At 63.5% G+C, this 23,288-nt stretch carries 27 protein-coding genes; 4 read left to right on the top strand and 23 right to left on the bottom strand.

Translation table 11 applies throughout. The annotated features are described in order from the left end of the window. Positions 1 to 29 precede the first annotated feature (29 nt). Positions 30 to 368 carry a P-II family nitrogen regulator gene (locus tag C1D09_RS02740; RefSeq protein ID WP_013528889.1) on the bottom strand — a complete coding sequence of 113 codons (339 nt, stop codon included), beginning with the start codon at positions 366 to 368 and terminating at the stop codon, positions 30 to 32. A 322-nt stretch (positions 369 to 690) separates the two neighbouring features. Continuing rightward, entirely contained in the window at positions 691 to 1,551 is an 861-nt protein-coding gene (gene tesB / locus C1D09_RS02735) for an acyl-CoA thioesterase II (RefSeq protein ID WP_143972867.1), read from the bottom strand. A 99-nt stretch (positions 1,552 to 1,650) separates the two neighbouring features. Here tesB and C1D09_RS02730 point away from each other — a divergent pair, with 99 nt between their 5' ends. After that, positions 1,651 to 2,910, top strand: coding sequence for a ubiquinone biosynthesis hydroxylase (locus tag C1D09_RS02730; RefSeq protein WP_143972866.1), 1,260 nt, complete (start codon positions 1,651 to 1,653; stop codon positions 2,908 to 2,910). Here the strand turns inward: C1D09_RS02730 and C1D09_RS02725 are convergent. The 4 genes from C1D09_RS02725 to C1D09_RS33610 form a co-directional block, all read right to left on the bottom strand. Next, a complete protein-coding gene (locus C1D09_RS02725; RefSeq protein ID WP_143972865.1) occupies positions 2,907 to 3,305 on the bottom strand; it encodes a GFA family protein in 399 nt (132 codons plus the stop codon). The two genes, C1D09_RS02730 and C1D09_RS02725, sit on opposite strands and share 4 nt — an antisense overlap. A 174-nt stretch (positions 3,306 to 3,479) precedes the next feature. Beyond that, a complete protein-coding gene (locus C1D09_RS02720; RefSeq protein WP_143972864.1) occupies positions 3,480 to 4,007 on the bottom strand; it encodes a hypothetical protein in 528 nt (175 codons plus the stop codon). A 150-nt stretch (positions 4,008 to 4,157) separates the two neighbouring features. Then, complete coding sequence (locus C1D09_RS02715) at positions 4,158 to 4,514, bottom strand: YciI family protein (protein WP_143972863.1); 357 nt, start codon at positions 4,512 to 4,514, stop codon at positions 4,158 to 4,160. Continuing rightward, complete coding sequence (locus C1D09_RS33610) at positions 4,511 to 4,864, bottom strand: hypothetical protein (RefSeq protein ID WP_246135636.1); 354 nt, start codon at positions 4,862 to 4,864, stop codon at positions 4,511 to 4,513. Before C1D09_RS33610 ends, C1D09_RS02715 begins: the two co-directional genes overlap by 4 nt. Before the next feature lie 107 nt (positions 4,865 to 4,971). Between C1D09_RS33610 and C1D09_RS02705 the strand changes: the two genes are divergently transcribed. Beyond that, entirely contained in the window at positions 4,972 to 5,397 is a 426-nt protein-coding gene (locus C1D09_RS02705) for an OsmC family protein (RefSeq protein ID WP_143972862.1), read from the top strand. A 71-nt stretch (positions 5,398 to 5,468) separates the two neighbouring features. Here the strand turns inward: C1D09_RS02705 and C1D09_RS02700 are convergent, their stop codons facing one another. The 8 genes from C1D09_RS02700 to C1D09_RS02665 form a co-directional block, all read right to left on the bottom strand. Further along, on the bottom strand, positions 5,469 to 6,098 hold the full coding sequence (locus C1D09_RS02700; protein ID WP_143972861.1) for a YceH family protein: 630 nt from the start codon (positions 6,096 to 6,098) through the stop codon (positions 5,469 to 5,471). A gap of 155 nt (positions 6,099 to 6,253) precedes the next feature. After that, positions 6,254 to 7,894: a sulfatase-like hydrolase/transferase gene (locus C1D09_RS02695; RefSeq protein ID WP_246135635.1), complete on the bottom strand. Its 1,641-nt coding sequence runs from the start codon at positions 7,892 to 7,894 to the stop codon at positions 6,254 to 6,256. 238 nt (positions 7,895 to 8,132) lie between these two features. After that, on the bottom strand, positions 8,133 to 8,912 hold the full coding sequence (locus tag C1D09_RS02690) for a succinate dehydrogenase iron-sulfur subunit (RefSeq protein ID WP_143972860.1): 780 nt from the start codon (positions 8,910 to 8,912) through the stop codon (positions 8,133 to 8,135). Further along, complete coding sequence (locus tag C1D09_RS02685; RefSeq protein ID WP_143972859.1) at positions 8,912 to 9,349, bottom strand: DUF3052 family protein; 438 nt, start codon at positions 9,347 to 9,349, stop codon at positions 8,912 to 8,914. The genes C1D09_RS02690 and C1D09_RS02685 overlap by 1 nt, the downstream gene beginning before the upstream one ends. A 2-nt stretch (positions 9,350 to 9,351) precedes the next feature. Next, positions 9,352 to 11,187: a succinate dehydrogenase flavoprotein subunit gene (sdhA, locus tag C1D09_RS02680; protein ID WP_143972858.1), complete on the bottom strand. Its 1,836-nt coding sequence runs from the start codon at positions 11,185 to 11,187 to the stop codon at positions 9,352 to 9,354. Position 11,188: 1 nt separating this feature from the next. Beyond that, the gene (gene sdhD / locus C1D09_RS02675; RefSeq protein ID WP_143972857.1) at positions 11,189 to 11,587 is read right to left on the bottom strand and encodes a succinate dehydrogenase, hydrophobic membrane anchor protein; all 399 of its coding nucleotides are present in this window, start codon (positions 11,585 to 11,587) and stop codon (positions 11,189 to 11,191) included. Positions 11,588 to 11,589: 2 nt separating this feature from the next. Next, a complete protein-coding gene (sdhC, locus tag C1D09_RS02670) occupies positions 11,590 to 12,009 on the bottom strand; it encodes a succinate dehydrogenase, cytochrome b556 subunit (RefSeq protein WP_143972856.1) in 420 nt (139 codons plus the stop codon). Positions 12,010 to 12,254: 245 nt separating this feature from the next. Continuing rightward, complete coding sequence (locus C1D09_RS02665) at positions 12,255 to 12,695, bottom strand: hypothetical protein (protein ID WP_143972855.1); 441 nt, start codon at positions 12,693 to 12,695, stop codon at positions 12,255 to 12,257. Positions 12,696 to 13,044: 349 nt separating this feature from the next. Here C1D09_RS02665 and C1D09_RS02660 point away from each other — a divergent pair, with 349 nt between their 5' ends. Next, positions 13,045 to 13,407 (top strand): hypothetical protein, encoded by a 363-nt coding sequence (locus tag C1D09_RS02660; protein WP_143972854.1) that lies wholly within the window; start codon positions 13,045 to 13,047, stop codon positions 13,405 to 13,407. A gap of 181 nt (positions 13,408 to 13,588) precedes the next feature. Here the strand turns inward: C1D09_RS02660 and C1D09_RS02655 are convergent, their stop codons facing one another. The 9 genes from C1D09_RS02655 to rplS all read right to left on the bottom strand — a co-directional run bounded on the left by C1D09_RS02655 (position 13,589) and on the right by rplS (position 22,200). Beyond that, the gene (locus C1D09_RS02655) at positions 13,589 to 14,800 is read right to left on the bottom strand and encodes a GGDEF domain-containing protein (protein ID WP_143972853.1); all 1,212 of its coding nucleotides are present in this window, start codon (positions 14,798 to 14,800) and stop codon (positions 13,589 to 13,591) included. Between the two features lie 74 nt (positions 14,801 to 14,874). Next, positions 14,875 to 16,071 (bottom strand): GGDEF domain-containing protein, encoded by a 1,197-nt coding sequence (locus C1D09_RS02650; protein WP_143972852.1) that lies wholly within the window; start codon positions 16,069 to 16,071, stop codon positions 14,875 to 14,877. Positions 16,072 to 16,235: 164 nt separating this feature from the next. After that, a complete protein-coding gene (leuC, locus tag C1D09_RS02645) occupies positions 16,236 to 17,645 on the bottom strand; it encodes a 3-isopropylmalate dehydratase large subunit (protein ID WP_019862016.1) in 1,410 nt (469 codons plus the stop codon). Between the two features lie 387 nt (positions 17,646 to 18,032). Further along, positions 18,033 to 18,668 (bottom strand): class I SAM-dependent DNA methyltransferase, encoded by a 636-nt coding sequence (locus C1D09_RS02635; RefSeq protein ID WP_143972851.1) that lies wholly within the window; start codon positions 18,666 to 18,668, stop codon positions 18,033 to 18,035. A 50-nt stretch (positions 18,669 to 18,718) separates the two neighbouring features. After that, positions 18,719 to 19,528 (bottom strand): amino acid ABC transporter permease, encoded by an 810-nt coding sequence (locus C1D09_RS02630; RefSeq protein WP_143972850.1) that lies wholly within the window; start codon positions 19,526 to 19,528, stop codon positions 18,719 to 18,721. 68 nt (positions 19,529 to 19,596) lie between these two features. Next, positions 19,597 to 20,394 (bottom strand): transporter substrate-binding domain-containing protein, encoded by a 798-nt coding sequence (locus C1D09_RS02625; protein WP_143972849.1) that lies wholly within the window; start codon positions 20,392 to 20,394, stop codon positions 19,597 to 19,599. 157 nt (positions 20,395 to 20,551) lie between these two features. Beyond that, a complete protein-coding gene (locus C1D09_RS02620; protein ID WP_143972848.1) occupies positions 20,552 to 21,088 on the bottom strand; it encodes a MarR family winged helix-turn-helix transcriptional regulator in 537 nt (178 codons plus the stop codon). Next, entirely contained in the window at positions 21,085 to 21,498 is a 414-nt protein-coding gene (locus C1D09_RS02615) for an organic hydroperoxide resistance protein (RefSeq protein WP_143972847.1), read from the bottom strand. The genes C1D09_RS02620 and C1D09_RS02615 overlap by 4 nt, the downstream gene beginning before the upstream one ends. Positions 21,499 to 21,654: 156 nt before the next feature. After that, positions 21,655 to 22,200, bottom strand: coding sequence for a 50S ribosomal protein L19 (gene rplS, locus C1D09_RS02610; RefSeq protein WP_019862024.1), 546 nt, complete (start codon positions 22,198 to 22,200; stop codon positions 21,655 to 21,657). A gap of 326 nt (positions 22,201 to 22,526) precedes the next feature. Between rplS and C1D09_RS02605 the strand changes: the two genes are divergently transcribed. Further along, positions 22,527 to 23,279, top strand: coding sequence for a sulfite exporter TauE/SafE family protein (locus tag C1D09_RS02605; protein ID WP_143972846.1), 753 nt, complete (start codon positions 22,527 to 22,529; stop codon positions 23,277 to 23,279). The last annotated feature ends 9 nt before the right edge of the window (positions 23,280 to 23,288 follow it).

Below are 23,288 nucleotides of genomic sequence, written 5' to 3'. Positions count from 1 at the left end.
AACTCTCCATTGGAATACGTGTTCGGCGCTCAGAGCGCGTCGGTGTCTGTTTCGCCGGTGCGGATGCGCACCGCCTGGTCGATGCCGAAAACGAAGATCTTGCCGTCGCCGATCTGGCCGGTCTTGGCCGCGGCGGTGATGGCTTCGACGGCCTTGTCGACCATGTCGGCGCTGACGGCGACCTCGATCTTGATCTTCGGCAGGAAACTGACCGCGTATTCCGCTCCGCGATAGATTTCCGTATGCCCCTTCTGACGCCCGTAGCCTTTGACTTCGGTGACGGTCAGGCCCTGGATGCCGACGGCGGTAAGCGCTTCGCGCACCTCGTCCAGCTTGAACGGCTTGATGATTGCCATCACGATTTTCATAAGGTTTCACCCTTTGCTGTTGCGGTCCCCCGCGTTTGCACGACTTCACCGATCCCAAAGAGCCGGAGAGTGCCCACAAGGATTCAAGCTCCGTGCCAAGTGCCGAAGCAGCACGTTAACCTGTTGTAAACAAAGGGAATGGGGCGATTGGAGGCAGCAGGTGCCAATGCCTGCGGCACGCCACATGCTCAAAAATTGTGCAATTTTGCGAAATTGCCTAATCTGCCGGCTTTGAGCATGATCCCGAAAAGTCGAGCCCGGTTTTCTCGGACAAACGGTTTTCGTTTGTCCAGGGATCCTGCTCAAACAAGACTCGCAATGCTCAACGCCTGAGCCGGATCAAGCCTTCCTGGGCCATCGAGGCGATCAGCGTGCCGTCACGCGCATAGAGCGTGCCGCGGCTGAAGCCGCGCGATCCCGAACTGGACGGGCTGTCCTGCGCGTAGAGCAGCCAGCCGTCGAGCGAATGCGGCCGGTGGAACCACATCGAATGGTCGAGACTGGCCGCCTGGATGTCGGGATCGAACAGGCCGCGCCCATGCGCGAAGGTCGAGGTGTCCAGCAGCGTCATGTCGGAGAGATAGGCCAGCAGCACCGATTGCAGCGCGCGGTCATCGGGAACCGGGCCGGCAAGGCGGATCCAGACATTCTGCCGGGGCGGCAGCTTGTCGCGGCTTTCATAGTGCTGGAGATTGACCGGCCTCAGTTCCAGCGGCCGTTCGCGGGCCCAGAAGCGGCGCACCGCCTCCGGCACGCGCTCGGCTCTTTCGAGCAGCTGGCGCTGCGTCGGCAGCCCTTCCGGCGGCGGCACGTCGTCGGGCAGCGCGAACTGGTGCTCCAGCCCCTTCTCGTCGACCTGGAACGAGGCTTCCAGCGAAAAGATCGCCTGGCCATGCTGGATCGCCAGCACGCGTCGGGTGGTGAAGGAGCCGCCATCGCGGATGCGGTCGACCTCGTAGACGATCGGCACCCTGATGTCCCCCGGGCGCATGAAATAGCCGTGAAGGGAATGCACGAAGCGATCCGGTTCCACCGTTCGCTGCGCCGCCACCAGCGCCTGGGCAATGGTCTGGCCGCCGAACACGCGCTGCCATTCCACCTGGGGGCTGCGACCACGATACAGATTGTGTTCCAGCCTCTCGAGGTCGAGAATGCCCAGAAGCTCGTCGATCGCCGCCGTCATGTTTTGTGACCTCGCCGCAAAATTGTCATGGCGGTTTCCGACAGGAAGAACGAGCCGTCAAGGGCGCCGGGCCAGGCCGGCGCGCAAGGAGCCAAGACAATGGAACGCAAGGCGGACGCCAAGACCAGATCCGGGCTCGATGTTCTCGTCGCCGGCGCCGGCTATGTCGGCCTGGCCACCGCCGTCTCGCTGAAGCAGGCGCGGCCGCACCTGGCCGTGGCGCTGGTCGATGCCGCGCCCGCTGGCGCCTGGCAAAGGGACGGCCGCGCCTCGGCCATCGCCGCGGCCGCCTGCCGCATGCTCGACCAGCTCGGCGTCTGGGCCGAGATCGCGCCGCGGGCGCAGGCGATCACCGAGATGATCATCACCGATTCGCGCAGCGCCGATCCGGTGCGCCCGGTGTTCCTGACCTTTGGCGGCGAAGTGGCGCCGGGCGAGCCCTTCGCCCATATGGTCGCCAACAAGTCGCTGAACGGCGCCTTGCGCGCCAGGGCCGAAACGCTCGGCATCGACATTATCGAAGGCGTCGCCGTGCAGGGTTTCGTGACCAATGGCGCCGGCATCACGGTGCATCTGGCCGACGGCGCCGCGCTGACCGCACGGTTGCTGGTCGCGGCCGACGGCGTCAATTCGAAGCTGCGCGACATGGCCGGCGTCAAGACCGTGAAGTGGGACTATGGCCAGTCCGGCATCGTCTGCACCGTGGCGCATGAACGGCCGCACAACGGCCGGGCCGAGGAACACTTTTTGCCGGCCGGCCCCTTTGCCACGCTGCCGCTGAAACCCGACGAAGACGGCACCAACCGGTCGTCGATCGTCTGGGTCGAACGCACGGAGGATGCCAAAGCGCTGGTGGAAGGCGACGATCTCGTCTTCGAGCATGAACTCGAACAGCGTTTCGGCCTGAAGCTCGGCGAGATCCGCGTCGCCGACAAGCCGCGCGCCTGGCCGCTTGGCCTGACCATCGCGCGCGCCTTCGTCGCCCCGCGCGTGGCCCTTGCCGGCGACGCCGCCCACGGCATCCATCCGATCGCCGGCCAGGGCCTCAATCTCGGCTTCAAGGATGTGGCGGCGCTTGCCGAGGTAATCGTCGAGGCCGACCGGCTCGGCCAGGACATCGGCGCGCTCGACGTGCTCGAACGCTACCAGCAATGGCGCCGTTTCGACACGCTGCAGATGGGCGTCACGACGGATGTGCTGAACCGGCTGTTTTCCAACGACATCACCCCGCTGCGCACCGTCCGCGACATCGGCCTCGGCCTCGTCGAGCGCATGCCGCGCCTGAAGGAGTTTTTCATCCGGCAGGCGTCGGGATTGTCCGCGGACACGCCGAGGCTGCTGAAAGGCGAGGCGATCTAGCCTTTCGTGTAGTCAGGCCCAACGCGTGTCGGCAGCCCGTCGGCGAGTTTCAGCCAGGGGAGCTTCTCCTCGAAAGCGACATGCAGCGTTGGTGCAAATTTTTCCGGCTCTTCCATAGCGGTGGCAAAGAAATGCATGACACCCGACATCTTCTTTGAGCGGAAGGACAGCGGCGAGCCACAGTGATCGCAAAACGTTCTTTCCACACCGGGAGAAGAGTTGAATACCTTCGGTGGCTTGCCCAACCATCGCCATTGATTGTCGAGGACACCGATATAGGTGGTCATCGGCGCGGAACATTGCCGCCGACAACTTTCACAATGACAACTCACGCATGCTTGTGCCGGACCATCGACCTCGAAAGCAATGGCGCCACATAGACAATGACCGCGCATGCGAATTCTCCGTGAGCCAATCGACTGACCGATAATCTATGCCGGTCGCGGTGAGGGAGCCGCGATGAAAGGCGCTAAGGGGTCGCCCAATTCCGACATGCCAAGCAGCGATAGTGGTCGCGTGCGCGAGGCATTGCCACCATGCTGCGTTCACCACCGCCTTGGCGGCACAGCCTAGTTCACTTCAAAACCCAGCTTCTGCCGCAGCCGCAGCATGCGTTGGTCGGCGATCTCGAGGCGCTTCTCGCCACCCTGGGCGGCGCGGTTGACCATCCGCAGCAGATCGTTGCGCTCGGCGACGTCGAGACGCTCGCGCAGGAACGGCGCCAGCTTGTCGATGACGACGGTGGTGTCGTCGATCTGTGAGGCCGCCCATTTGGCGTAGATCACCGCCTCGTCGGTCTTCTTCTTGTCGGCGATCTCGGAAATGACAGCGCGGATGACGGCCTCGCGCTGCGGCAGGATATGCCCATTCTCGGCGACGATCGATGTAATCAGCGTCGCGGCGGCCACCACCGGATCGTCGATCGCCGTCAGCGGCGACAGGGCCGCCTGCTTGCGCAGCTTCTTGCGCCTGATATTGCCCTGTACGCGCCCGACGACATCGGCGACCTCGCGCGCGGCATCGTTCATGGCCTTCATTCGGTACCACCAGAACGCAGCCGCTCCCAGCACGCCAAGGACAGCAATCAGGAAAGGCATGTCGAAACCCCCGGAGATCCAAGGGACGATAAGAGAACTGTCGCGCTGCTTCAACACGCGAGAGTTGCTTTCCGCGAAGAAAATTCAATTGCGGCTGGTGAAGCTTAGGCGATGAAACAAGCAATCTGCGCCGTTGAAGCCAGGCGCCGCCTAGGACCCCGGTATGGTGTAGATCGCCCGGACCTCGATCGTACCAAGTTCGGCCAGCGGAATGCCGGCGGCGATGTCCAGCGCTTCGTCGAGAGTGCCGGCCTCTACCATGACGAAGCCGAGCAGCTGCTCCTTGGTTTCGGCGAAGGGGCCATCGGTGACGAGGCGTTTGCCGCCGCGCCGCCGCACCGACTTCGACGTTCTCACCGATTGCAGCGCCTGCGCGATGATCAGTTTGCCCTCCTGGTCCAAGGACCGGTCATAAGCCAGTGAATCCGCGTCGAGCTTGGCCCCGCGCTCCGCGGTCAACGCGTAGAGGTCTTTTTCCTCGCCATAGACCAGGCAGACATATTTCATTGCGAGCCCCCCTGCTGAGACAAATCATAGGACGCGATGACGAGCGTGCCAGCCTTGCCCTCGACCGCCGCATGGTCGAGAAGGCATGCCGCGATCCCGATGATGGCGACCGCCGCAAGCAGCCGTCCGAAGGCGGGCGCCGGCGGATCCAGCCAGAAGTCTTCCTGTCGCTCAGGCCCGTGGCCCACGCTCTTCCACAGTGCGAAAAACAGATTGTGCATGTGAACCTCCATCAGGCCACAAATCCCATGGCCGCCCACAGGACGGCCGGGCCCTATCGAAGTCGACATTTTTGCGCCGATATTTTTTCCGGAAGCCCCGAATGTTTTCGGAAGGGAATGAGCCGTCATCGTGCCGTGGTCCAAACAGCGCAGTGGTCTTCGCGTGCACCCGCGCTATAGTTGACCGGACGCCGGGGCTCACCCGGGCCAAGTTCACGACAACCAAGGAGGACTTCATGGACCGCACCGCAACCGCCGTCTGGAAAGGCAATCTGAAAGATGGCAAGGGCACGCTTGACAGCCAGAGCGGGACGCTCAAGGGCACGCCCTATTCGTTCAAGGCGCGCTTCGAGGATGAAAGCGGCAAATCCGGCACCAACCCGGAAGAGCTGATCGCGGCCGCGCATGCCGGCTGCTACGCCATGCAGCTTTCGCACTTCCTGGCCGAGAACGGCACGCCCGCGGCCGAACTCGACGCCAAGGCCGTGGTGACGCTGGTTCCAGGCACCGGCATCACCGGCAGCGCGATCACGCTGGTCGGCAAGGTGCCTGGCATCGATGCGGCGAAATTCAAGGAACTGGCCGAGAAGGCCAAGGCCGAATGCCCGGTCTCCAAGGCGCTTGGCGCCATAAAGGTGTCGCTCGACGCCAGGCTCGGCTGAGCGGAGGGGACCTGACGCCACGAACGCCGGCCTGAGAGCCGGCGTTTTCATTCGAGCAAGTCCAGGCGGCCTCAACCGCCCAGCGCGTCGAGCCTGGCGCGAAGGGCAGCGAGCTCCTGCTCCAGCGCCTCCACCCTCGCTTCCAGGTCGGAGTGAGGCATGGCCGGCGCACTGCGCTGCGCCGATAAGGCCGCAACGTCCACCGGGCCGGCGAGAAGATGCACGTAGCGGTCCTCGCGCTGGCCTGGCCCGCGCGGGATTTCTTGCACCAGCGGCGGCCGGCGGCCGATCAGCATGTCGAGTTCACCGCGCAGATCTTCGATCGATGAAAACCGCGCCATGCGCTCGGCTCGAGCCAACAGTTCGTGCGCCGTCTGCGGCCCGCGCAGCAGGAGCAGGCCGATCAAGGCGGTCTGCGGCGTGGTCAGCGAGAAGCGCTGCGCCATCTGATGCTCGTAGCGCTCGACGCGCGAGCCGAACATCTGCCGCACCAGCCCCTTCTGCTCGAGCAGCTTCAGTGCCCGGTGCACCTCAGTCTGCTCCAGCGCCATGACCGGGTCGCGCGCCGTCTTCTGGTTGGCGGCGGCAAGGGCTGCGTTGAGCGTCAGCGGATAGACATCCGGCGTCAGCTCCTTCTTTTCGATCAGGCAGCCGAGCACGCGCGCTTCGATGGGGGAGAGGATAGGAAGGTCTTCGCTCATGGATTTCTATACCCAAAGCTCCCGATACCATGGCCGTTCGCGTAACGTCTTCTGTTTTCGATCGCCGGATGCGCTACGAAGCGTCACACTTTTCAGTCCTTTTCCCGCGTCAGGCGCCATCTGGCATCGGACACCTGCACCGGCGCGCTTCGGCACTAGAGCGCATCGGTGCCAGGCGCGGCGGCCTTTCGCTCAGGTTTCGTCTGCCAGAATGATCTGACGAGGATGTCCTCGGCATAGATCGCGCCATCCAACTGGCCCTGCCCGAGCTCCTGGATCAGCGTCGGCCGATCGCCGAGCAGCGAGACGCCAAGGGCAGCCTGACCATTGGAGGGCGGCACACCCAGCGCGTCGAGGATGGTGGGAAATATGTCGATCGTGCCCGAAAGTCCGGCATATGTTTTGGACGGGATGCCATCCCCCGACAGGGAGAAAAAGTTGCGTCGTTCATACTTGTTCAGGCGGTCCGTCACAGCGCTCGGCGCGCTGAGATGGTCGCTTTGCAGCGCCAGGACGGTGTTCGCCATCAGACCTTCGGCCTCGGCTTTGTGAATGAAGTCGGCAACGAGCATGTTGGTGCATTTCACGGCATGGAGAATATTGGGAGCTTGCGGAGGAAGTCCTGTCTTGCCGATACATTTTTCGGTCAGGTAACCATCCATCGCATGCCCGCCGCTGACGGCGATCGTCAGGGAGAACGGCTCGCCATCGCGCTGCGCGCGCCGCAAAATGTCGAAGCTCAGATCGAGGACTTCCGCGTCGTCGGCGCCGAAACTGTTGCCGCGCCCAGCGACGGCGGCCACCACTTCGCGACCGCCGAAAAGCGATGAGTAGCCATGGGTGGAATAGAATGCCCCTTGACCGGTGAAGCTGAGTGGCCAACCCGTAACAAAGTTCTGCCGATAGCCCCGCGCCTTCAGGACATCGCCCAGGCAGGTCAGGCCAGGCAGGAATTGCGAATGCTCCTCCAGATACTGGCGCGATGTGAAGAACGTTATCAGCAGCGGCGTTCCACAATTCGCGGCGACCATCCCTGAGATGGAGTTGTTGGTGTAGGCAAGCTGCACCATGTTGCCCGCCGAAACGCCACGCCTGTCGAATTCCAGCAGCGGACCCATGACGTCGCCGAACTCCGCCTCGTTCATGTAGGTGCGCTCGGCGCTCTCGATGAAAATATGAACGAGGTTTTTTGGCGCGGCCGTCACGGACGCTGCCGCAACCTGCGGCTCTGCCAAAGCGATAATATCGACGAACCGTCTGGACAGGAAATCATGCAGCGGATTGGGATGAATCGCCGCCGCGATCGGACGCGTCAGCATCGGGTTGGCCGCCAGGAAAAGCGCCATCAGGGCGAAATCCAATCCTCTGGTCAGCGTGCCGCGCGCCTTCAGGGCGCCGAGACCGAAAAGAACGGCCAAAATAACCAGTATCGTGCTTCCGGTATTCCACAAATACTCGAAAACAACACTGGGCGTAACCATCCCGGCGCCGGCATGCATGAACATCGCACCCCAGTCGAAATAGCCGAAGACGCTTTCCAGATAGACATAGACAAGGAACAGAAGGCAGGGGAGGAGCGAGAAATAGGGTCTGAACCGCCTGTGTTGCCGATCCGCCTTCCTCTCCCGGAAGCCGTCAAGCCAGAGAAGCGCGAGCAAAAGCCCCAGGCCGAGAACCGCGAGCAGCTGCTTGTCCTGAAAATAAATCAGCGACACAAGCCAAGTGAGCGATCCGACTGTTGCGGCGCTGATCAGCGGCCCAGATACTGAATACCCATTCACGATGAAGCCGCGCACCGCCTTACACTCGAACCGCGATCTCGAAAGTGGATATCGATGTCTTCTTAAAACTATACTAAGGCAATGTCAGCAAATCACACGCCCTCAGCAATCAATTACTTAAGTTATAGCTAATATTACTCGCCAAGACTCCCTCGGCACCCGCCCGGCAAACGGCATGTTTGAAAAGGATCGGGCCGGCAAGCGCGGAGCGCCACCACGGCGGCAAGAAAGAAATCGCCAGGTAATTTCGACGTCAGACCCGTCGCTCTACCATCATCTTCTTGATCTCGGCGATCGCCTTGGCCGGGTTGAGGCCCTTGGGGCAGGTCTGCGCGCAGTTCATAATGGTGTGGCAGCGATAGAGCCGGAACGGGTCCTCGAGATTGTCGAGCCGCTCGCCCTTGGCCTCGTCGCGGCTGTCGATCAGCCAGCGATAGGCCTGCAAGAGGGTTGCCGGGCCGAGATAGCGGTCGCCATTCCACCAGTAGCTCGGGCAGGAGGTCGAGCAGCAGGCGCACAATATGCACTCGTAGAGCCCGTCGAGCTTTTCGCGGTCCTCATGGCTCTGCAGCCACTCCTTGGCCGGCTCCGGCGACACCGTCTTCAGCCACGGTTGGATCGAGGCGTGCTGGGCATAGAAATTGGTGAGGTCGGGCACCAGGTCCTTCACCACCTGCATATGCGGCAGCGGATAGACTTTGACGGCGCCGGAAATGTCGTCGCAGCCCTTGGTGCAGGCCAGCGTGTTGGAGCCGTCGATGTTCATGGCGCAGGAGCCGCAAATGCCTTCGCGGCAGGACCGGCGCAAGGCCAGCGTCGGGTCGATCTTGTTCTTGATCCACAGCAGCGCGTCGAGCACCATCGGCCCGCAATCGTCCATGTCGACGAAATAGGTGTCGATGCGCGGGTTCTCGTCATCGTCCGGCGACCAGCGATAAATGCGGTATTCCCGCAGATTGGTGGCGCCTTCCGGCTTGGGCCAGGTCTTGCCCTGCTGGATCTTCGAATTCTTGGGGAGCGTCAGTTCGACCATTACCTCAGGTCCTTTCGGATGACGAGCTTCAGCCCGGACCAGACTTCATTCACGGCGGCGACCTTGACGTCGACAAGGTCGCGCTTCAGCGCTTCGGTGCGCACGATGCCCTCGGTGACGTCGGTCGGCACCCTCGATGCCTTCTTCGGCCACGACACCCAGATCATGCCATCACGCTTGATCGCGGCCTCGATATCGCCGAGGCGATCCTCGATCTCGGCGCGTTGTTTGGTGAAGGCGTGGACGGCGTCGTATCTTTGATGGCTGCCCGAAATGGCAGACCAATCGAACAGCCGGTCGACTTCGGCGAAATTGACGGCGCCGGCCAGTTCGTCGAGCTCCGGCGGCAGCGCGATGAAGGCGGCAGTCATGCCGTCCTTCAGGCCGAGCTTGGCCGGAAGGGGCTTGCCGGAATATCCCGCGGCCGCCAGCGCCATTGTCAATACACCCTGGCCTTGGGCGCGATCTTGGCTGGACTGATGCCGCCGTCCTCTTCCTTGAGCAGCAGTTCGGTGTGCACCGGCCGATAGCTGAGCGTCACCTTGCCGTCTTCGCTGACCTTGGCCAGCGTGTGCTTGCGCCAGACCTTGTCATCGCGGGCCGTAAAGTCCTCCCGCGCATGCGCGCCGCGGCTCTCCTTGCGCGCCGCGGCGCCATGGACCGTGGTGATGGCGTTGGCCATCAGGTTTTCCAGCTCCAGCGTCTCGACCAGATCGGAGTTCCAGATCATCGAGCGATCGAACACTTTGATGTCCTTCAGTTCGCCCCAGATGTGCGAAATGCGCTCGCAGCCGCTGTCCAGCGATTCCTGCGTGCGGAACACGGCGGCGTCTTCCTGCATTGCCTTCTGCATCTTCTCCCGCAGCACGGCCGTCGGCGTCGAGCCGTTGGCGTGGCGCAGCCGGTCGAAGCGATCCATGATCTTCTCGACCGAGGCTTCGTTGGGTGACGGGATCGCCGATTTGCGGTCGATGACCTGGCCAGCACGGATCGCCGCCGCGCGGCCGAACACCACCAGATCGATCAGCGAGTTCGAACCCAGCCGGTTGGCGCCGTGCACCGAGGCGCAGCCGGCCTCGCCGACCGCCATCAGTCCGGGCGACACCCGGTCGGGGTTCTCGGCGGTGGGATTGAGCACTTCGCCCCAATAGTTGGTCGGCACGCCGCCCATGTTGTAGTGCACGGTCGGCAACACCGGGATCGGCTCCTTGGTCAGGTCGACGCCGGCAAAGATTTTTGCCGATTCCGAAATGCCAGGCAGCCGCTCGTGCAGGACGGCCGGGTCGAGATGGTCGAGGTGCAGGAAGATGTGATCCTTCTTCGGGCCGACGCCGCGGCCTTCGCGGATTTCCAGCGTCATGCAGCGCGAGACGACGTCGCGCGAGGCAAGGTCCTTGGCCGACGGGGCATAGCGCTCCATGAAGCGCTCGCCTTCGGAATTGACGAGATAGCCGCCCTCGCCGCGCGCCCCTTCGGTGATCAGGCAGCCGGCGCCATAGATGCCGGTCGGATGGAACTGCACGAACTCCATGTCCTGAAGCGGGAATCCCGCCCGCGCGGCCATGCCGCCGCCATCGCCGGTGCAGGTGTGCGCCGAGGTGGCCGAGAAATAGGCGCGGCCATAGCCGCCGGTCGCCAGCACCACCATCTTGGCCGAAAAACGGTGGATGGTGCCGTCATCGAGGTTCCAGGCGACGACGCCGGTGCAGGTGCCGTCCGGCTCCATGATCAGGTCGAGCGCGAAATACTCGATAAAGAACTGCGCGTTGTGCTTCAGCGACTGGCCGTAGAGCGTGTGCAGCATGGCATGGCCGGTGCGGTCGGCGGCCGCGCAGGTGCGCTGCACCGGCGGGCCTTCGCCGAAATTCATCATCATGCCGCCGAACGGCCGCTGATAGATCTTGCCCTCTTCGGTGCGCGAGAACGGCACGCCGTAATGTTCGAGCTCGTAGACGGCGGCCGGCGCCTGCTGGACCATGTATTCCTGGGCGTCGATGTCGCCCAGCCAGTCCGAACCCTTGACGGTATCGAAGAGATGCCATTGCCAATTGTCGGGGCCCATATTGGCAAGCGAAGCGGCAATGCCGCCTTGCGCCGCCACCGTGTGCGAACGGGTCGGGAACACCTTGGTGATGCAGGCAGTGCGCAGGCCCTGTTCGGCCATGCCGAGCGTGGCGCGCAGGCCGGCACCGCCGGCGCCGACGACCACCACGTCGAACTTGTGGTCGACATAGGTATAGCCTGCCGTGTTGGCTTGTTTCGCGTCCTTGGCCAACTCAGCCTCCGAATGCCAGCTTGAGCAGGGCGAAGATCGAGGCGACGCCGACCGCTACGGTGAAAAATGTGTTGAGGGCGATCAGCGCCAGCTTCATGCCTTCGCCGGCCACGTAATCCTCGATGATCACCTGCATGCCGAGCCGCATATGGATCAGGCCGGAGACGAGCACCAGGGTAAGCATCAGCGCCACGAACGGATTGGCGAGCGCCGCGCGCACTTCCGCATAGCCGGCGCCGTTGAGCGCGATCAGGAACCCGACGAAGAACAGCATCAGCGGGATGTTGGCGATGGCGGTCAGGCGCTGACGCCAGAAATGGCCGGTGCCCTCGCGGGCGGAGCCGAGACCGCGGACTTTCGCCATCGGCGTGCGCATATCGGTATTGTTCTTGCCGCTCATGATCAGGCTCCTCGCGCCATGTAGCCGGCGATCCAGATCAGCAAGGTGAGCAGGACCGAGCCGACAAGCGTCGCCCAGGCGATCTTCGAGGCCGTATGCTTTTCCAGCCCGGTGCCCGTATCCCAGACCAGGTGGCGCAGACCGCCCAGCATGTGGTGCATCAGCGCCCAGGTGTAGCCGAACAGGATCAGGCGGCCGAGCCAGGTGCCGAAGGCCCAGTTCACCCAGTCAAAGGTCGCCTGCGAGCTCGCCGCCGCCATCAGCCAGGCGGCGACCAGCAGCGTGCCGAAATAGAGCGCCCCGCCGGTGATGCGATGGACGATCGACATCGTCATGGTGATCGGCGGCCGGTAGATCGTCAGGTGCGGCGAAAGCGGCCGCTCACGCCTGGCGAATTCGCGGGTGGCTGGTGATTTGCTCATGGCTCCCCCAGGTTCGGCGTCTCTGGAGCCTCGGATGGAATACGGCACTGCCGCTTCCGGTTGCGACTTCGGACAGGCGGTTTCTAATGCTCTTTTTGCACCGCGTCAAAGCCAGAAAATCGTTTTGAAAACGTCATTTAGTCTGACAAAAAGGCAGGCTCGCGCTTCAATCGATTAGGGGTGGAGGGCCAAAGTCGGTTCGATATCGTTGCAGTGCAGCATACGCGACTCCCGGCCGTGTGGCCTTAGCGTCTGCAGGTCTGTGGCGTCGAGCCCCTCTTCATCACCAGCGCCTCACGCCCGTCGATCACGATTGCGTTATGCGTGGCGGCCTCCTGGTAGCGGCTGGACTGGTTGGCCGGCGACGCCGCAAACTCTTCGGTCGTGCCGTTCGGCTCGATCACACGCAACGACGAGCCGAGATTCTGAATGGTGATCGCGCTGCCATTGCCGCATCCGTAAGTTGCCGTACCCACTGTCGATCGCGGCGCGGTGAGATCGGTGGTGATCTTGGTTGCCGGTACCGGAGGCGCGAATGCCGGCGGCGGCGCGGCCGAGATGGACTGCCGAGCCGGCGCAGGCGAGACGACATTGGCCGCCTTCGGCGCGCCATCCTGCGGCACACAGGCCGCAACGACGGCAAGCAACGGGAAAACGGACACCCAAACCGTCCGGCGCAATCCCATATGCTGTCCTCCCGCGCGGCAGACTAGCCACGATGTTGCGCCAAGATCAAGGTTGCCCCGAGGCTGCCTTCGGGGCCCATTCGACGCCGGCCGCGATGGTGCCGCCAAGCATGGCCGAATGATGGCTATCGGGTTTTCCCTCCACTCGGAAATTAACCATGTTTGACGAGACATCGCCGCGCAGCGCGCCGGCCTCTTAACAAAGGTTAAGAAAAGGTTAATTTCTGATTCGAGGAGCCAGACATGTCGCCCAAAAGTGCGTCGGCGGTTTTGGGGCAACGACATGCATCCAAACACGTAACCAGAAAGCGCGTCTGACGCGCTTTGGCCTCTAACCATCGGGAAGACCATGCGTTCGAACTCAAGCAGATCACGCCTCTTGGCGCTTATGGTGGCGGTCTCGCTCGCCGGCCTGGCGACGCCCACGCTGGCCAATGGCCGCCACCAGGATCGCGTCTACGCCGATTCCTTCGGCAATCTCGTCATCGACAGCGCCGCCGGCTACAAGCGCATCATCGTCGGCGAAGGCAAGCTGGCCAAGAAGCTGGCCGACTACACCGGCGCCGGCCAGCCCAAGGTGATCTACCAGAACGAATCCGACGAGATTTCAGGCTATGGCGATTGCTACCGGCCGCCGGTCTTCGTCAAAGGCCGCGCCTATATGTACGGGCTTTCCGACGGCGAGATGCCCGAACTCAGCCCCTGCCGCTAGCAATTCCAGGAAAGGTGAGCGGTTTTCCCGGGAAAAGCGCGTAGCGCTTTCCCTTGGGAATTGCTTCAAAACAAGGAGTTAGAATGGTTCGCCGTTTCCACGCGACGGTGAGACCCTCTATTACAGGTCGCCGTTTCCGCAAACGGCGAAGCGGTGGATCAGGATGACGATTCGACCGAGGTCATGCTGACCTGGAATTGATGGCGATCGCGCTGGACGACCACTCGCCGCCCGGCCCGGCCGAGACACGCACGCAGTCGCGCCCGGCATTCTTTGCCAGGTAGAGTGCCTCGTCGGCGCGTCGCATGAGATCGGCGATGGTTTCACCGGGATGAAGTTCGGCAACCCCGAAACTCGCCGTGCAGCTGATGTCTGCCGGCAGCCCGTCGATGGGCAGCGCGCCGAACGCGCTGCGCGTGCCCTCGGCGAACAGCCGGGCGGCGGCCAGATTGGTTCCGGTCAGGATGATGGCGAATTCCTCGCCGCCGATGCGGCCCGCGACATGGTGCCCGGCGGCGGCGGCGCGCAGGAAACCGGCAAAGGCCTCGATCACCTGGTCGCCGGAGGCATGGCCGAAATTGTCGTTGATGCTCTTGAAATGATCGAGATCGGCGATGACGAGCGCGACCGGTACGCCTTGCCGCATGGCGCCAAGCACGGCCTGCTCGGCCTGGCGCGTGAAAGCACCGCGATTGAGCAGTCTGGAGAGCGTATCGGTCTCCGATCTCGACGTCACTTCGGCCAACACATCGCCGACCAGGATGGCCAGCGTCAGCAGCGCCATGGCCAGGGCAAAGACGGTGCCTAGCGATTGCGACACCAGCGCGTAGTTGCTTTGCAGATAGGCCTGGGGATTGGCGCCCCAGCCGCCGAGCGCATGCGCGATGAAGGGCTTTGAAGCGAACTGCACAGCGCTGGCGGCGAGCACCGCCATCAGGATGCGATCGAGCCGGCCACGTCTTTGCCGGGACGACCAGACGATGGCCAATCCGACGAATTGCATGACGGCATAGGGGAGCTGGTAGGCCATCATGCGCCCCAGCGACTGGCGTGGCAGGTCTTGCACGAAATAGACGACGATGGTGGCGGCGACCAGGAAGAACAGCATCGGCGACCATGGCGGCGCCACGCCGTATTTGCGGGCCAGTCCGACGTTGAAGGCTATTGTTGCGCCAAGGAAAACCGCGAAGGCCGTGACCACCGGCAGCCGGGCATCGGTGAAGGCGGGAATGCTGAATTCGATCGCCGAATAGGCCATGCCCAGGACATAGCCAGAAGCAAACCAGCGCGCCGGGGCCCGTCCGACATCATGAAACGCGACCGCCATGAAGGATGCCGCCAGCAGGCCGGCAACCGACAGATTGATCAACAGGATGAAGTTCGCGCCGCTCATCTCTTTCGCACCCCGTGTCTCACCTAAACATCGAGGGGCGAAAAAGACGTTAACGTGGGCTGGGATGTACGGCTTCAGCCGACCTTGGACGGCTCCGGCACGAACAGCGTTTCGGGCCGTTCGTAGGACAGGCGCACGCTGTCGCGGCCGTTTTTCTTGGCCTTGTAAAGCGCCTCGTCGGCACGCCGCATCAACGGCTCCAGCGCTTCCTCGCCGCTGCGGGCGGCCACGCCAAAACTGGCGGTGACCTTGGTGCCTGGGGGAAGCCCGTCGACGCCGCCTGCCGAGTAGAGCGTGCGCACCGCCTCGGCGAAGAGCCGCGCGGCGGCGAGATCGCTCAAGGGCAGGAGTACGGCGAACTCCTCGCCGCCGATGCGACCGGCGGCACCGCGCGCGCCGGTAGCCGACCGGAGCTTGGCGGCGAAATCGGCGATCACCCGATCGCCGGCGGCATGCCCGTGCACATCGTTGAGCGCCTTGAAATGATCGAGGTCGGCCAGCACCAGCGCGACCGGAAACCTGGCCACCGCGCAGTGCCGCAGGAGCTGGGCGGCGCGCTCCTCGAAGCCGCGCCGGTTGAGCAGGCCAGACAACGGATCGGTGTGAGTCTCGGCCTTCAGCGCCTTCATGACGTCGAGGGCCGCGGCGGTGAACAGGCAAAGCGCGATCAGCAGGGACAGCAGCGCCTGCGACAGCAGCGCCGTCGTCCAGTAAGACGAGCTGTAGAACCCGTCATAGCTGGTGAACGGCCCGTGCGCGATGACGACGACGAGGGTCCGCACGAAGAAGTTGACGCCCGACAGCAGCGCCAGCACGAACAGGATCTTCTCGGTCGGCCCATTGTTGCGCACCGGCCGCAATTCGGCGGCGACCAGAAGGCTGATGCCGCCGAAGGCGAAATTCATCGACAGGATGCGCCAGGTGAGATCCGGCGATACGAACAGGAACCAGCACAAGGACGCCAGTCCACCGGCCGCCAGAACGCCAATCCCGAGACGGGGCACCTTGCGGCCATAGCGGACAACGATGGCGCCGGACAGGCAGCAGGCACCAAGGGTAAAGCAGATGTTGGACAAAAGCTTGGTCAGCACCATGCCGATCGGCAAGGTGAAATACTGGAGCAGGAAACCGGCCGCCGAGAAACAATAACTCATCGCCAGAACGGAGAGATAGGGGCGGTGGCGCTGATAGGTCCATAGCACGAAGAAGGCCGCGCCGAGGGCCAGCGCGATCGTCGGATTGAGCAGCGCTATGAACAGGCCGGTGTCCAAAGGACGGTGACTTCCCCTCGCATGACGTGCGGGAAGACCTTAGGGGCGCAAGCCCAAACAAGCGGTTAAGCCCGGACGAATATGCGGACCGCGCGAACGAAAAAGACCCCGGAACCGCAATGCGATCCGGGGTCCGGTAATCATCGGAACGTGTGGATCGGAGCTTATTTCCAGTCGCGGATGTCGACGAAGTGGCCGGCGATCGCCGCCGCCGCCGCCATGGCCGGCGACACCAGGTGGGTGCGGCCCTTGAAGCCTTGCCTTCCCTCGAAATTGCGGTTCGAGGTCGAGGCGCAGCGTTCATGCGGCTTCAGCCGATCGTCGTTCATGGCAAGGCACATCGAGCAACCCGGCTCGCGCCAGTCGAAACCGGCGGCGCGGAAGATCTTGTCGAGACCCTCGGCTTCCGCCTGTTCCTTGACCAGGCCGGAGCCCGGCACGATCATGGCGTTGACGCGCGGATTCACGGTCTTGCCCTCGATCACCTTGGCGGCGGCGCGCAGATCCTCGATGCGGCCATTGGTGCACGAGCCGATGAAGACGCGGTCGAGCGCGATGTCGGTGATCTTGGTGCCCGGCGTCAAACCCATATAGTCCAGCGCGCGCTGCTTGGAGGTGCGCTTGTTCTCATCGGCGATATCGTCCGGGTTCGGCACGATGCCTTGCACCGAGACGACATCCTCGGGCGAGGAGCCCCATGAGACGATCGGCGGCAGCTTGGCCGCGTCGAGCACGATCACCTTGTCGAAATGCGCGCCTTCGTCGGACTGCAGCGTCTTCCAATAGGCGAGCGCGGCGTCCCAGGCCGCGCCCTTCGGCGCGCGCGGCTTGTCCTTGACATAGGCGAAGGTGGTCTCGTCGGCGGCGATCAGGCCTGCGCGCGCGCCGCCCTCGATCGACATGTTGCAGATCGTCATGCGGCCTTCCATCGACAGCGAGCGGATCGCCTCGCCGGCATATTCGATGACATAGCCGGTGCCGCCGGCGGTGCCGATCTCGCCGATGATGGCCAGGATGATGTCCTTGGCGGTGACGCCTTCCGGCAGCTGGCCGTCGACGCGCACCAGCATGTTCTTGGCCTTGCGCTGGATCAGTGTCTGCGTCGCCAGCACATGCTCGACTTCCGACGTGCCGATGCCGTGCGCCAGCGCGCCGAACGCGCCATGCGTGGAGGTGTGGCTGTCGCCGCAGACGATGGTCATGCCGGGCAGCGTAAAGCCCTGTTCCGGTCCGATGATGTGGACGATGCCCTGGCGGATATCGTTCTCGGAATAATATTCGACGCCGAAGTCCTTGGCGTTCTTGGCCAGCGCCTCGACCTGGATGCGGCTTTCCTCGTTCTTGATGCCGAACTTGCGCTCGGGCGAGGTCGAGACATTGTGATCGACCACGGCCAGCGTCTTTTCCGGATGCCGGACCTTGCGGCCGCTCAGGCGCAGGCCCTCGAAGGCCTGCGGGCTGGTCACTTCATGGACGAGGTGGCGGTCGATATAGAGCAGGCAGGTGCCGTCGTCCTGGCGGTCGACGACGTGGTCGTCGAAAATCTTGTCGTAGAGGGTGCGCGGTGCGCTCATGTGCGTAAATCCGTCGATATGAGAAGGGGAAGCTGGTAACGCCGCAAGCCCTTGGCCCGGCGAAAGCGATCTAGCTAAGTCGGCTGGTCAAAGCGCCGCAGACGCGCGCGGAGAAGCGCGACGGCAGGCGTTTTCTGTCCTGCAGCACGAACCCCTTGTAAGCCGGATCGCCAAAAAGCTCTTCCATGGCGTGGCTCATACCAATGTTTTGGCTTTTCGGCAATTGCGGCGTGCGCTGCGCGGCTCCCTTCTGCCCTGGCGGGAGAAGGCGGATCGGCGCGCGGCGCCGAGACGGGTGAGTGACGGAGTGCCGCCATGCGCAAGCTGATCCGACCTCGCTTCGCCAGGCCACTTCTCCCACAGCGGGAGAAGGGAGGAACGCACCATTCACATCACCTCGAACACAAACGTCTTCACCAGCGCGTCCGGCTCGGCGATGGCATAGCAGCGGAACCATGGGCTTTGCTCGACCGGCCGCCATTTGTCTGCCTGCTCCAGTTCATCGAACACGGCCTGAAAACCACCACTTTCAAACACCTGGTCGCGCACGGTGAAGATGGCGTGGCCGCCCTTTCTGGTGATGCGCACCAGTTCGTGCAGGCCCGCCGCCGGCGCGTGGCTGATGGTGAACACGCCGGTGGAGAAGAAGGCGCGGAAATGACCGTCCGGCCAGGGCAGCTTCCCGCCCAGCATCGCCTGTTTCAGCTCGCAATAGGCGTTGCGGCTGCCGGCGATCTTGAGCATGTCGTCCGACAGGTCGAGCCCCGCAATGTCGCCATAACCCAGCGCCTTCAGCGACGGACCCGACAGGCCGGTGCCGCAGCCGGCGTCGAGCAGCGGCCCTTCGCCAGCCGGAACATGGCGCGCCACCCATGCGGTGATCAGGAACGGCAGGAGATAGCCGAGCGAGGCGGTCTCGCTGTCATAGGTCGCGGCCCAGGCGGCATAGGCCTGCGCTAGCGTTTCCGGCGTGTCGGCGCCATAGACGGAATCCAGCGCCGCATTGGCCTTGTCGATGATCATGAGACCTCCTTCGGTGTCGACAGGATCGTAACCCTGTCCTCACCCGAAAACTATTCCTCGTGCTGCCGGCGCAGGCGCCGCTCCAGCGCCCTGAGCGCCAGCGACAGGCCGACGGTGAGGATGAGATAGATATAGGCCACGATCGAATAGGTCTCGAAGAAGCGGAACGAGCCGGCGGCATAGATCTTGCCCATCTGGGTGATGTCGGCGACGCCGAGCACCGAGACCAGCGAGGAATCCTTGACGAGAGCGACGAAATCATTGCCGAGCGGCGGCAATATTGTGCGGATGGCCTGCGGAAAGACGATCAGCCGGAAGCGTTGCGCGCGGCTCAGCCCAAGCGCCTTGGCCGCCTCGATCTGACCCTTCTCGACCGCCTGGATGCCGGCGCGAAAGACCTCCGAGATGAAGGCGGAGTAGCCGATGGTCAGCGCCATGATGGCACGCCACAACAGCGACACGTCGCGCACCAGAAGCTCGCCGAGATAGCCCGCGCCTTGCAGCGGCGCGGTCAGCGCGTTCCACGCCGCGACGAAGGCCGGCGCGCCGGCAAAGGCGATCCAGAACAACAGCACCAGGATCGGCACGCCGCGGATGATCTCGACATAGAAGCGCGCGATCTGCCGAAGCCAGGGCGAACCCGACAAGCCCATCAGCGCAATGCCGAGACCGATGATCGACGCCATGGCGAAGGCGACGACGGTGACAAAGACGGTGATGCCGATGCCCTTGGCGACCGTGGCGAAGACCTGGGCATAGAGATCGCTGGCCGCGATGAACAAGGCCGCCGCCAGTGCAAGCACGGCGGCAGTGGCAAGCCACCAGGGGAATTCGGCTTTGGCGGAGGAATGGCCCTGCATCAAGATTGCGCCAAACGCAAACTCAGCGCGAGTTTCTGCGCATCATCCCACACGCGCGACAACAGGGCCTACTGTCCCATCTTGTAGTCAAGAAACCACTTCTTGTTCAGCGCATCGAACGTGCCGTCCGCCTTGAGCGCGGCGATCGCGGCGTTGACCGGCTTCACCAGGTCCGATCCCTTCGGGAAGATGAAGCCAAAATCCTCGGTGCCGAGCGGGCCGCCGATCAGCTTCAGCTTGCCCTCGGAAGCATCGACATAGCCCTTGCCGGCGGTGCCGTCGGTCAGCACGACATCGACATCGCCTGATTTCAACGCCTGCACCGTGGCGCCAAAAGTCTCGAACAGTTTGATGCGCGGGTTCTGCTCATTGCCGTCGAGCACGCTGTAGACGGCGGTGTAGAAGGGCGTGGTGCCGGGCTGCGCACCGATCAGCCCGTCCTTGAAGGCGCCGAAGGTCTTGGCGTCGGTGAAGCGGCTTTCGTCACCGCGCACCAGCATGAATTGCTCCGAGCGCATATAGGGGTCGGAGAAGTCGACCTTCTCCTTGCGGTCGTCCTTGATGGTGATGCCGGTCATGCCGATGTTGTACTGATTGTCGGAGACCGCCTGGATCATCGCGTCCCAGGAGGTGTTCCGGTACTCGACCTTGAAATTGAGCCGCTTGGCGATTTCGTTCATGGCGTCATATTCCCAGCCGATCTGCTTGCCCGTCTTGGGGTCGATGAACTGCAGCGGCGGATAGGCGTTTTCGGTCACCACCACCACTTGTTTGCCGCCGAGGTCGGGCAGCGCCTGCGCGAAGGCGGCGACGGGCGCCAGCACGAGGGCCAGCAGACCGGCCAGCAGCAGTTTCGATTTGGTCATGACACACTCCCGGAAAATTGAAGGCGCCCGGATGGGCTTACAGGAAATCCGGGCCGACTTTAGCTTTCCGTTTGCGTCATGCAAGACGGACCGCTGCTTCAGCCCGCGCGAAAAGGGATTCGGATGCCCTGAATTCAGCGATTTCGGGATGATCTGGCTATCTCGAACCAGGAGCCGGCGCTTCCGCGTCCGCCGAGGCGTCTTTCGCTACGGCGTTGCGCAAATCGGCAACGAAATGGGTGAGCGTCGCGTGCAGCGCTTTCGCTTCGCCAGGCCGCAGGGGCACGCTGCAGGCAAGTGCGGCGGACACATCCTTCGCACGCGGGCGCAGCGCCTGGCCCCTGGCCGTCGGTTCGACCAGCACGCGGCGCTCATCGGCGGCATCGCGACGACGCGTGACGAACCCGCCCGCCTCCATCCGCTTGAGCAGCGGCGTCAGCGTCGCGGAATCGAGGCCCAGCGCCTCGCCAAGCGCGCCCACGGTGCTCGGCGCGTGCTCCCACAGCGCCAGCATGACCAGATATTGCGGATAGGTCAGGCCGAGCGGATCGAGCAACGGCCGATAGAGCTTCGTCATCAGCCCACTCGCCGAATAGAGCGCGAAGCAGAGCTGCTGGTCGAGTCGAGGCGCCTTGACCGTCCCGGCGGGCTCCGTCGGGACGTCGCTGGTGTTCTTTGTGGTCTTTCCCGTCATGCCGCCTTTACCGAAAGCGCCACCTCGACATTGCCCCGGATGGCGTTGGAATAGGGGCAGATCTTGTGTGCTTCCGATACAAGCGCTTCCGCGGCCGCCTGATCAAGGCCTTTCGTCTGCGCCGCGAGCGCGACACCGAGCCTGAAGCCCTCGCCATCGGGAAGCAGGCTGACGGAGGAGGTTACCCCGGCATCCGTGAGCGGCAGCTTCTGTTTGCGCGCGACGAAGCGGATGGCGCTTTCGAAGCAGGCGGCGTAGCCGATGGCGAAAAGCTGTTCGGGATTGGTCGCGCCACCCGGCCCACCAAGTTCCTTGGGCATCGCCAGGTCGACCTTGAGCAGCCCGTCGCTGGTCTCGCCATGGCCTGCGCGGCCGCCGGTGACGTGCGCCTGTGTGGTGTAAAGTGCCATGTAAAATCTCCAATTATCTTGTGCACGATTATTTAATACACAAGATAATATGCTGTCAACGGCCGGATGACGTTTCCGGGCCGAAAGCGTTCACAGTCTGGTGAAACGAAAAAAGGCGGCCGAAGCCGCCTTTTCAGAACTCGTTCGTCGGAAGCCTTATTCGGCCGGGGTCGCCTCGGCGGCCTTGGCTGCCTCAGCCTCGGCGGCGGCCTTCTTCTCGGCGGCTTCCTTGGCGGCCGTCTCGGCGGCCAGCGCCTGCGCGGCGGCGACCTTCTCGGCCTCGATGCGGGCCTTCTCGGCGTTCAGCGCGTCGCGCTCCTCATCGTTGAGCTTGCGGGCGCGCACGCCGGTGTTTTCCGAAATACGGGCCGACTTGCCGCGACGATCACGCAGGTAATAGAGCTTGGCGCGGCGCACCTTGCCGCGGCGCACGATTTCGACGCCCTCGACCATCGGCGAGAAGACCGGGAACACGCGCTCGACGCCTTCGCCATAGGAGATCTTGCGGACGGTGAAATTTTCCTGGAAGCCGGAACCGGCGCGGGCGATGACGACGCCCTCATAGGCCTGGACGCGGGTGCGCGTGCCTTCGGTCACGCGGACCTGGACGCGCACGGTGTCGCCCGGCTGGAACTCGGGGAGCTTGCGCTTGGCTTCGATCTTGGCGGCCTGCTCGGCCTCGAGCTGACGGATGAGATCCATCTCAATAATCCACTTCTTGTTCTTCCGACAGTCAGAGCGTCCGACACTCGCCTTGCAGTTCCATCGACCGCTCGGCTATGTCCTTTGCCTCGGAGACATTCGTCTGCAAGACATCGGACAGGGGCGACTACACCGTCATTGTTGACGGGTCCGGCAGATTCTTCTTCCGGTTCGGCGGCGACATACAGCTATTTCGGCACTTTGTCACGCCCGCGAACGAGTCTTTTTTGCCGGCATGGCACCATCGTAATCGCTTCGTGCCGGGTTGCGCGGATCCTCAGGCCTTTCTAAGCCTGACACAACAGAGTTTTCCGCGGCGGCATCCCATGTCTGTCTTCGACGCCATCCTGCTGTTCCTGGCGGGCTTCCTGTCCGGCGCCGCCAATGCGGTCGCCGGCGGCGGCACCTTCCTCACCTTCGGCGCCATGACGTTGGTCGGCGTGCCGCCGATCGTCGCCAACGCCACCTCCTCGGTCACGCAATTCCCGGGTTATATCACCTCGACGCTCGCCTACTGGACCGACATCCGCCACTTCTGGCGCGGCGCTCTGCTGCTTTGCGCCATATCGGCGATTGGCGCACTGGCCGGCGCGCTGATCCTTCTGGCGCTGTCCAACCCGTCCTTCCGCGTCATGGTGCCGTGGCTGCTTTTGGGCGCAACCGCCCTGTTTGCCGCCGGGCCGTGGCTGAAGCCAGCGCCAAAGCCCGGTCATGAGGCGGCTGTCGGCTCGCTCGCCGGTTTGCTGGCACAGTTCGTCACCGCCATCTATGGCGGCTTCTTCGGCGCCGGCATGGGCGTGATGATGCTGGCGACGCTCGGCCTGACCCAGGCCGGCGACTACCACCGGCTGAACGCTCTGAAGAACATGCTGGCCGTGGTCGTGGCCGCGGTGGCGATCATCGTCTTCGTCTCGGGTGGCGTCGTCGCCTGGCCGCAGGCGATAGTCATGATCCCGGGCGGCGCACTCGGCGGCTTTGCCGGCGTATGGATCGCCAAGCGCGTGCCGCAAAACGTGGTGCGCGGCTTCGTCGTCGCCGTCGGCCTGTTTCTGGCGTTTTATTACTTCGGCAAGGGCTGACGAAATCCG

The sequence above is a fragment of the Mesorhizobium intechi genome, assembly GCF_002879535.1.
Taxonomy (GTDB): Bacteria; Pseudomonadota; Alphaproteobacteria; order Rhizobiales; family Rhizobiaceae; genus Mesorhizobium; species Mesorhizobium intechi.
The sequence above is the reverse complement of the archived record's forward strand: the minus strand, read 5'-3'. Positions and strand labels throughout refer to the sequence as shown.

Coding starts and splice junctions, on each gene's coding strand:
- C1D09_RS02605 (WP_143972846.1), top strand. CDS start 22,527: ATGTCTGTCTTCGACGCCATCCTGCTGTTCCTGGCGGGCTTCCTGTCC.
- C1D09_RS02700 (WP_143972861.1), bottom strand. CDS start 6,098: ATGAGCGAAGACCTTCCTATCCTCTCCCCCATCGAAGCGCGCGTGCTC.
- C1D09_RS02690 (WP_143972860.1), bottom strand. CDS start 8,912: ATGGTCGAACTGACGCTCCCCAAGAATTCGAAGATCCAGCAGGGCAAG.
- C1D09_RS02715 (WP_143972863.1), bottom strand. CDS start 4,514: ATGAAATATGTCTGCCTGGTCTATGGCGAGGAAAAAGACCTCTACGCG.
- sdhD (WP_143972857.1), bottom strand. CDS start 11,587: ATGAGCGGCAAGAACAATACCGATATGCGCACGCCGATGGCGAAAGTC.
- C1D09_RS02740 (WP_013528889.1), bottom strand. CDS start 368: ATGAAAATCGTGATGGCAATCATCAAGCCGTTCAAGCTGGACGAGGTG.
- C1D09_RS02725 (WP_143972865.1), bottom strand. CDS start 3,305: ATGCGCGGTCATTGTCTATGTGGCGCCATTGCTTTCGAGGTCGATGGT.
- C1D09_RS02620 (WP_143972848.1), bottom strand. CDS start 21,088: ATGACGGGAAAGACCACAAAGAACACCAGCGACGTCCCGACGGAGCCC.
- C1D09_RS02730 (WP_143972866.1), top strand. CDS start 1,651: ATGGAACGCAAGGCGGACGCCAAGACCAGATCCGGGCTCGATGTTCTC.
- C1D09_RS02635 (WP_143972851.1), bottom strand. CDS start 18,668: ATGATCATCGACAAGGCCAATGCGGCGCTGGATTCCGTCTATGGCGCC.
- C1D09_RS02705 (WP_143972862.1), top strand. CDS start 4,972: ATGGACCGCACCGCAACCGCCGTCTGGAAAGGCAATCTGAAAGATGGC.
- C1D09_RS02720 (WP_143972864.1), bottom strand. CDS start 4,007: ATGCCTTTCCTGATTGCTGTCCTTGGCGTGCTGGGAGCGGCTGCGTTC.
- C1D09_RS02685 (WP_143972859.1), bottom strand. CDS start 9,349: ATGGCGCTGGCGGCCGCGGGATATTCCGGCAAGCCCCTTCCGGCCAAG.
- C1D09_RS02655 (WP_143972853.1), bottom strand. CDS start 14,800: ATGAGCGGCGCGAACTTCATCCTGTTGATCAATCTGTCGGTTGCCGGC.
- C1D09_RS02630 (WP_143972850.1), bottom strand. CDS start 19,528: ATGCAGGGCCATTCCTCCGCCAAAGCCGAATTCCCCTGGTGGCTTGCC.
- C1D09_RS02665 (WP_143972855.1), bottom strand. CDS start 12,695: ATGGGATTGCGCCGGACGGTTTGGGTGTCCGTTTTCCCGTTGCTTGCC.
- rplS (WP_019862024.1), bottom strand. CDS start 22,200: ATGGATCTCATCCGTCAGCTCGAGGCCGAGCAGGCCGCCAAGATCGAA.
- C1D09_RS33610 (WP_246135636.1), bottom strand. CDS start 4,864: ATGACGGCTCATTCCCTTCCGAAAACATTCGGGGCTTCCGGAAAAAAT.
- C1D09_RS02660 (WP_143972854.1), top strand. CDS start 13,045: ATGCGTTCGAACTCAAGCAGATCACGCCTCTTGGCGCTTATGGTGGCG.
- C1D09_RS02615 (WP_143972847.1), bottom strand. CDS start 21,498: ATGGCACTTTACACCACACAGGCGCACGTCACCGGCGGCCGCGCAGGC.
- leuC (WP_019862016.1), bottom strand. CDS start 17,645: ATGAGCGCACCGCGCACCCTCTACGACAAGATTTTCGACGACCACGTC.
- C1D09_RS02625 (WP_143972849.1), bottom strand. CDS start 20,394: ATGACCAAATCGAAACTGCTGCTGGCCGGTCTGCTGGCCCTCGTGCTG.
- tesB (WP_143972867.1), bottom strand. CDS start 1,551: ATGACGGCGGCGATCGACGAGCTTCTGGGCATTCTCGACCTCGAGAGG.
- sdhC (WP_143972856.1), bottom strand. CDS start 12,009: ATGAGCAAATCACCAGCCACCCGCGAATTCGCCAGGCGTGAGCGGCCG.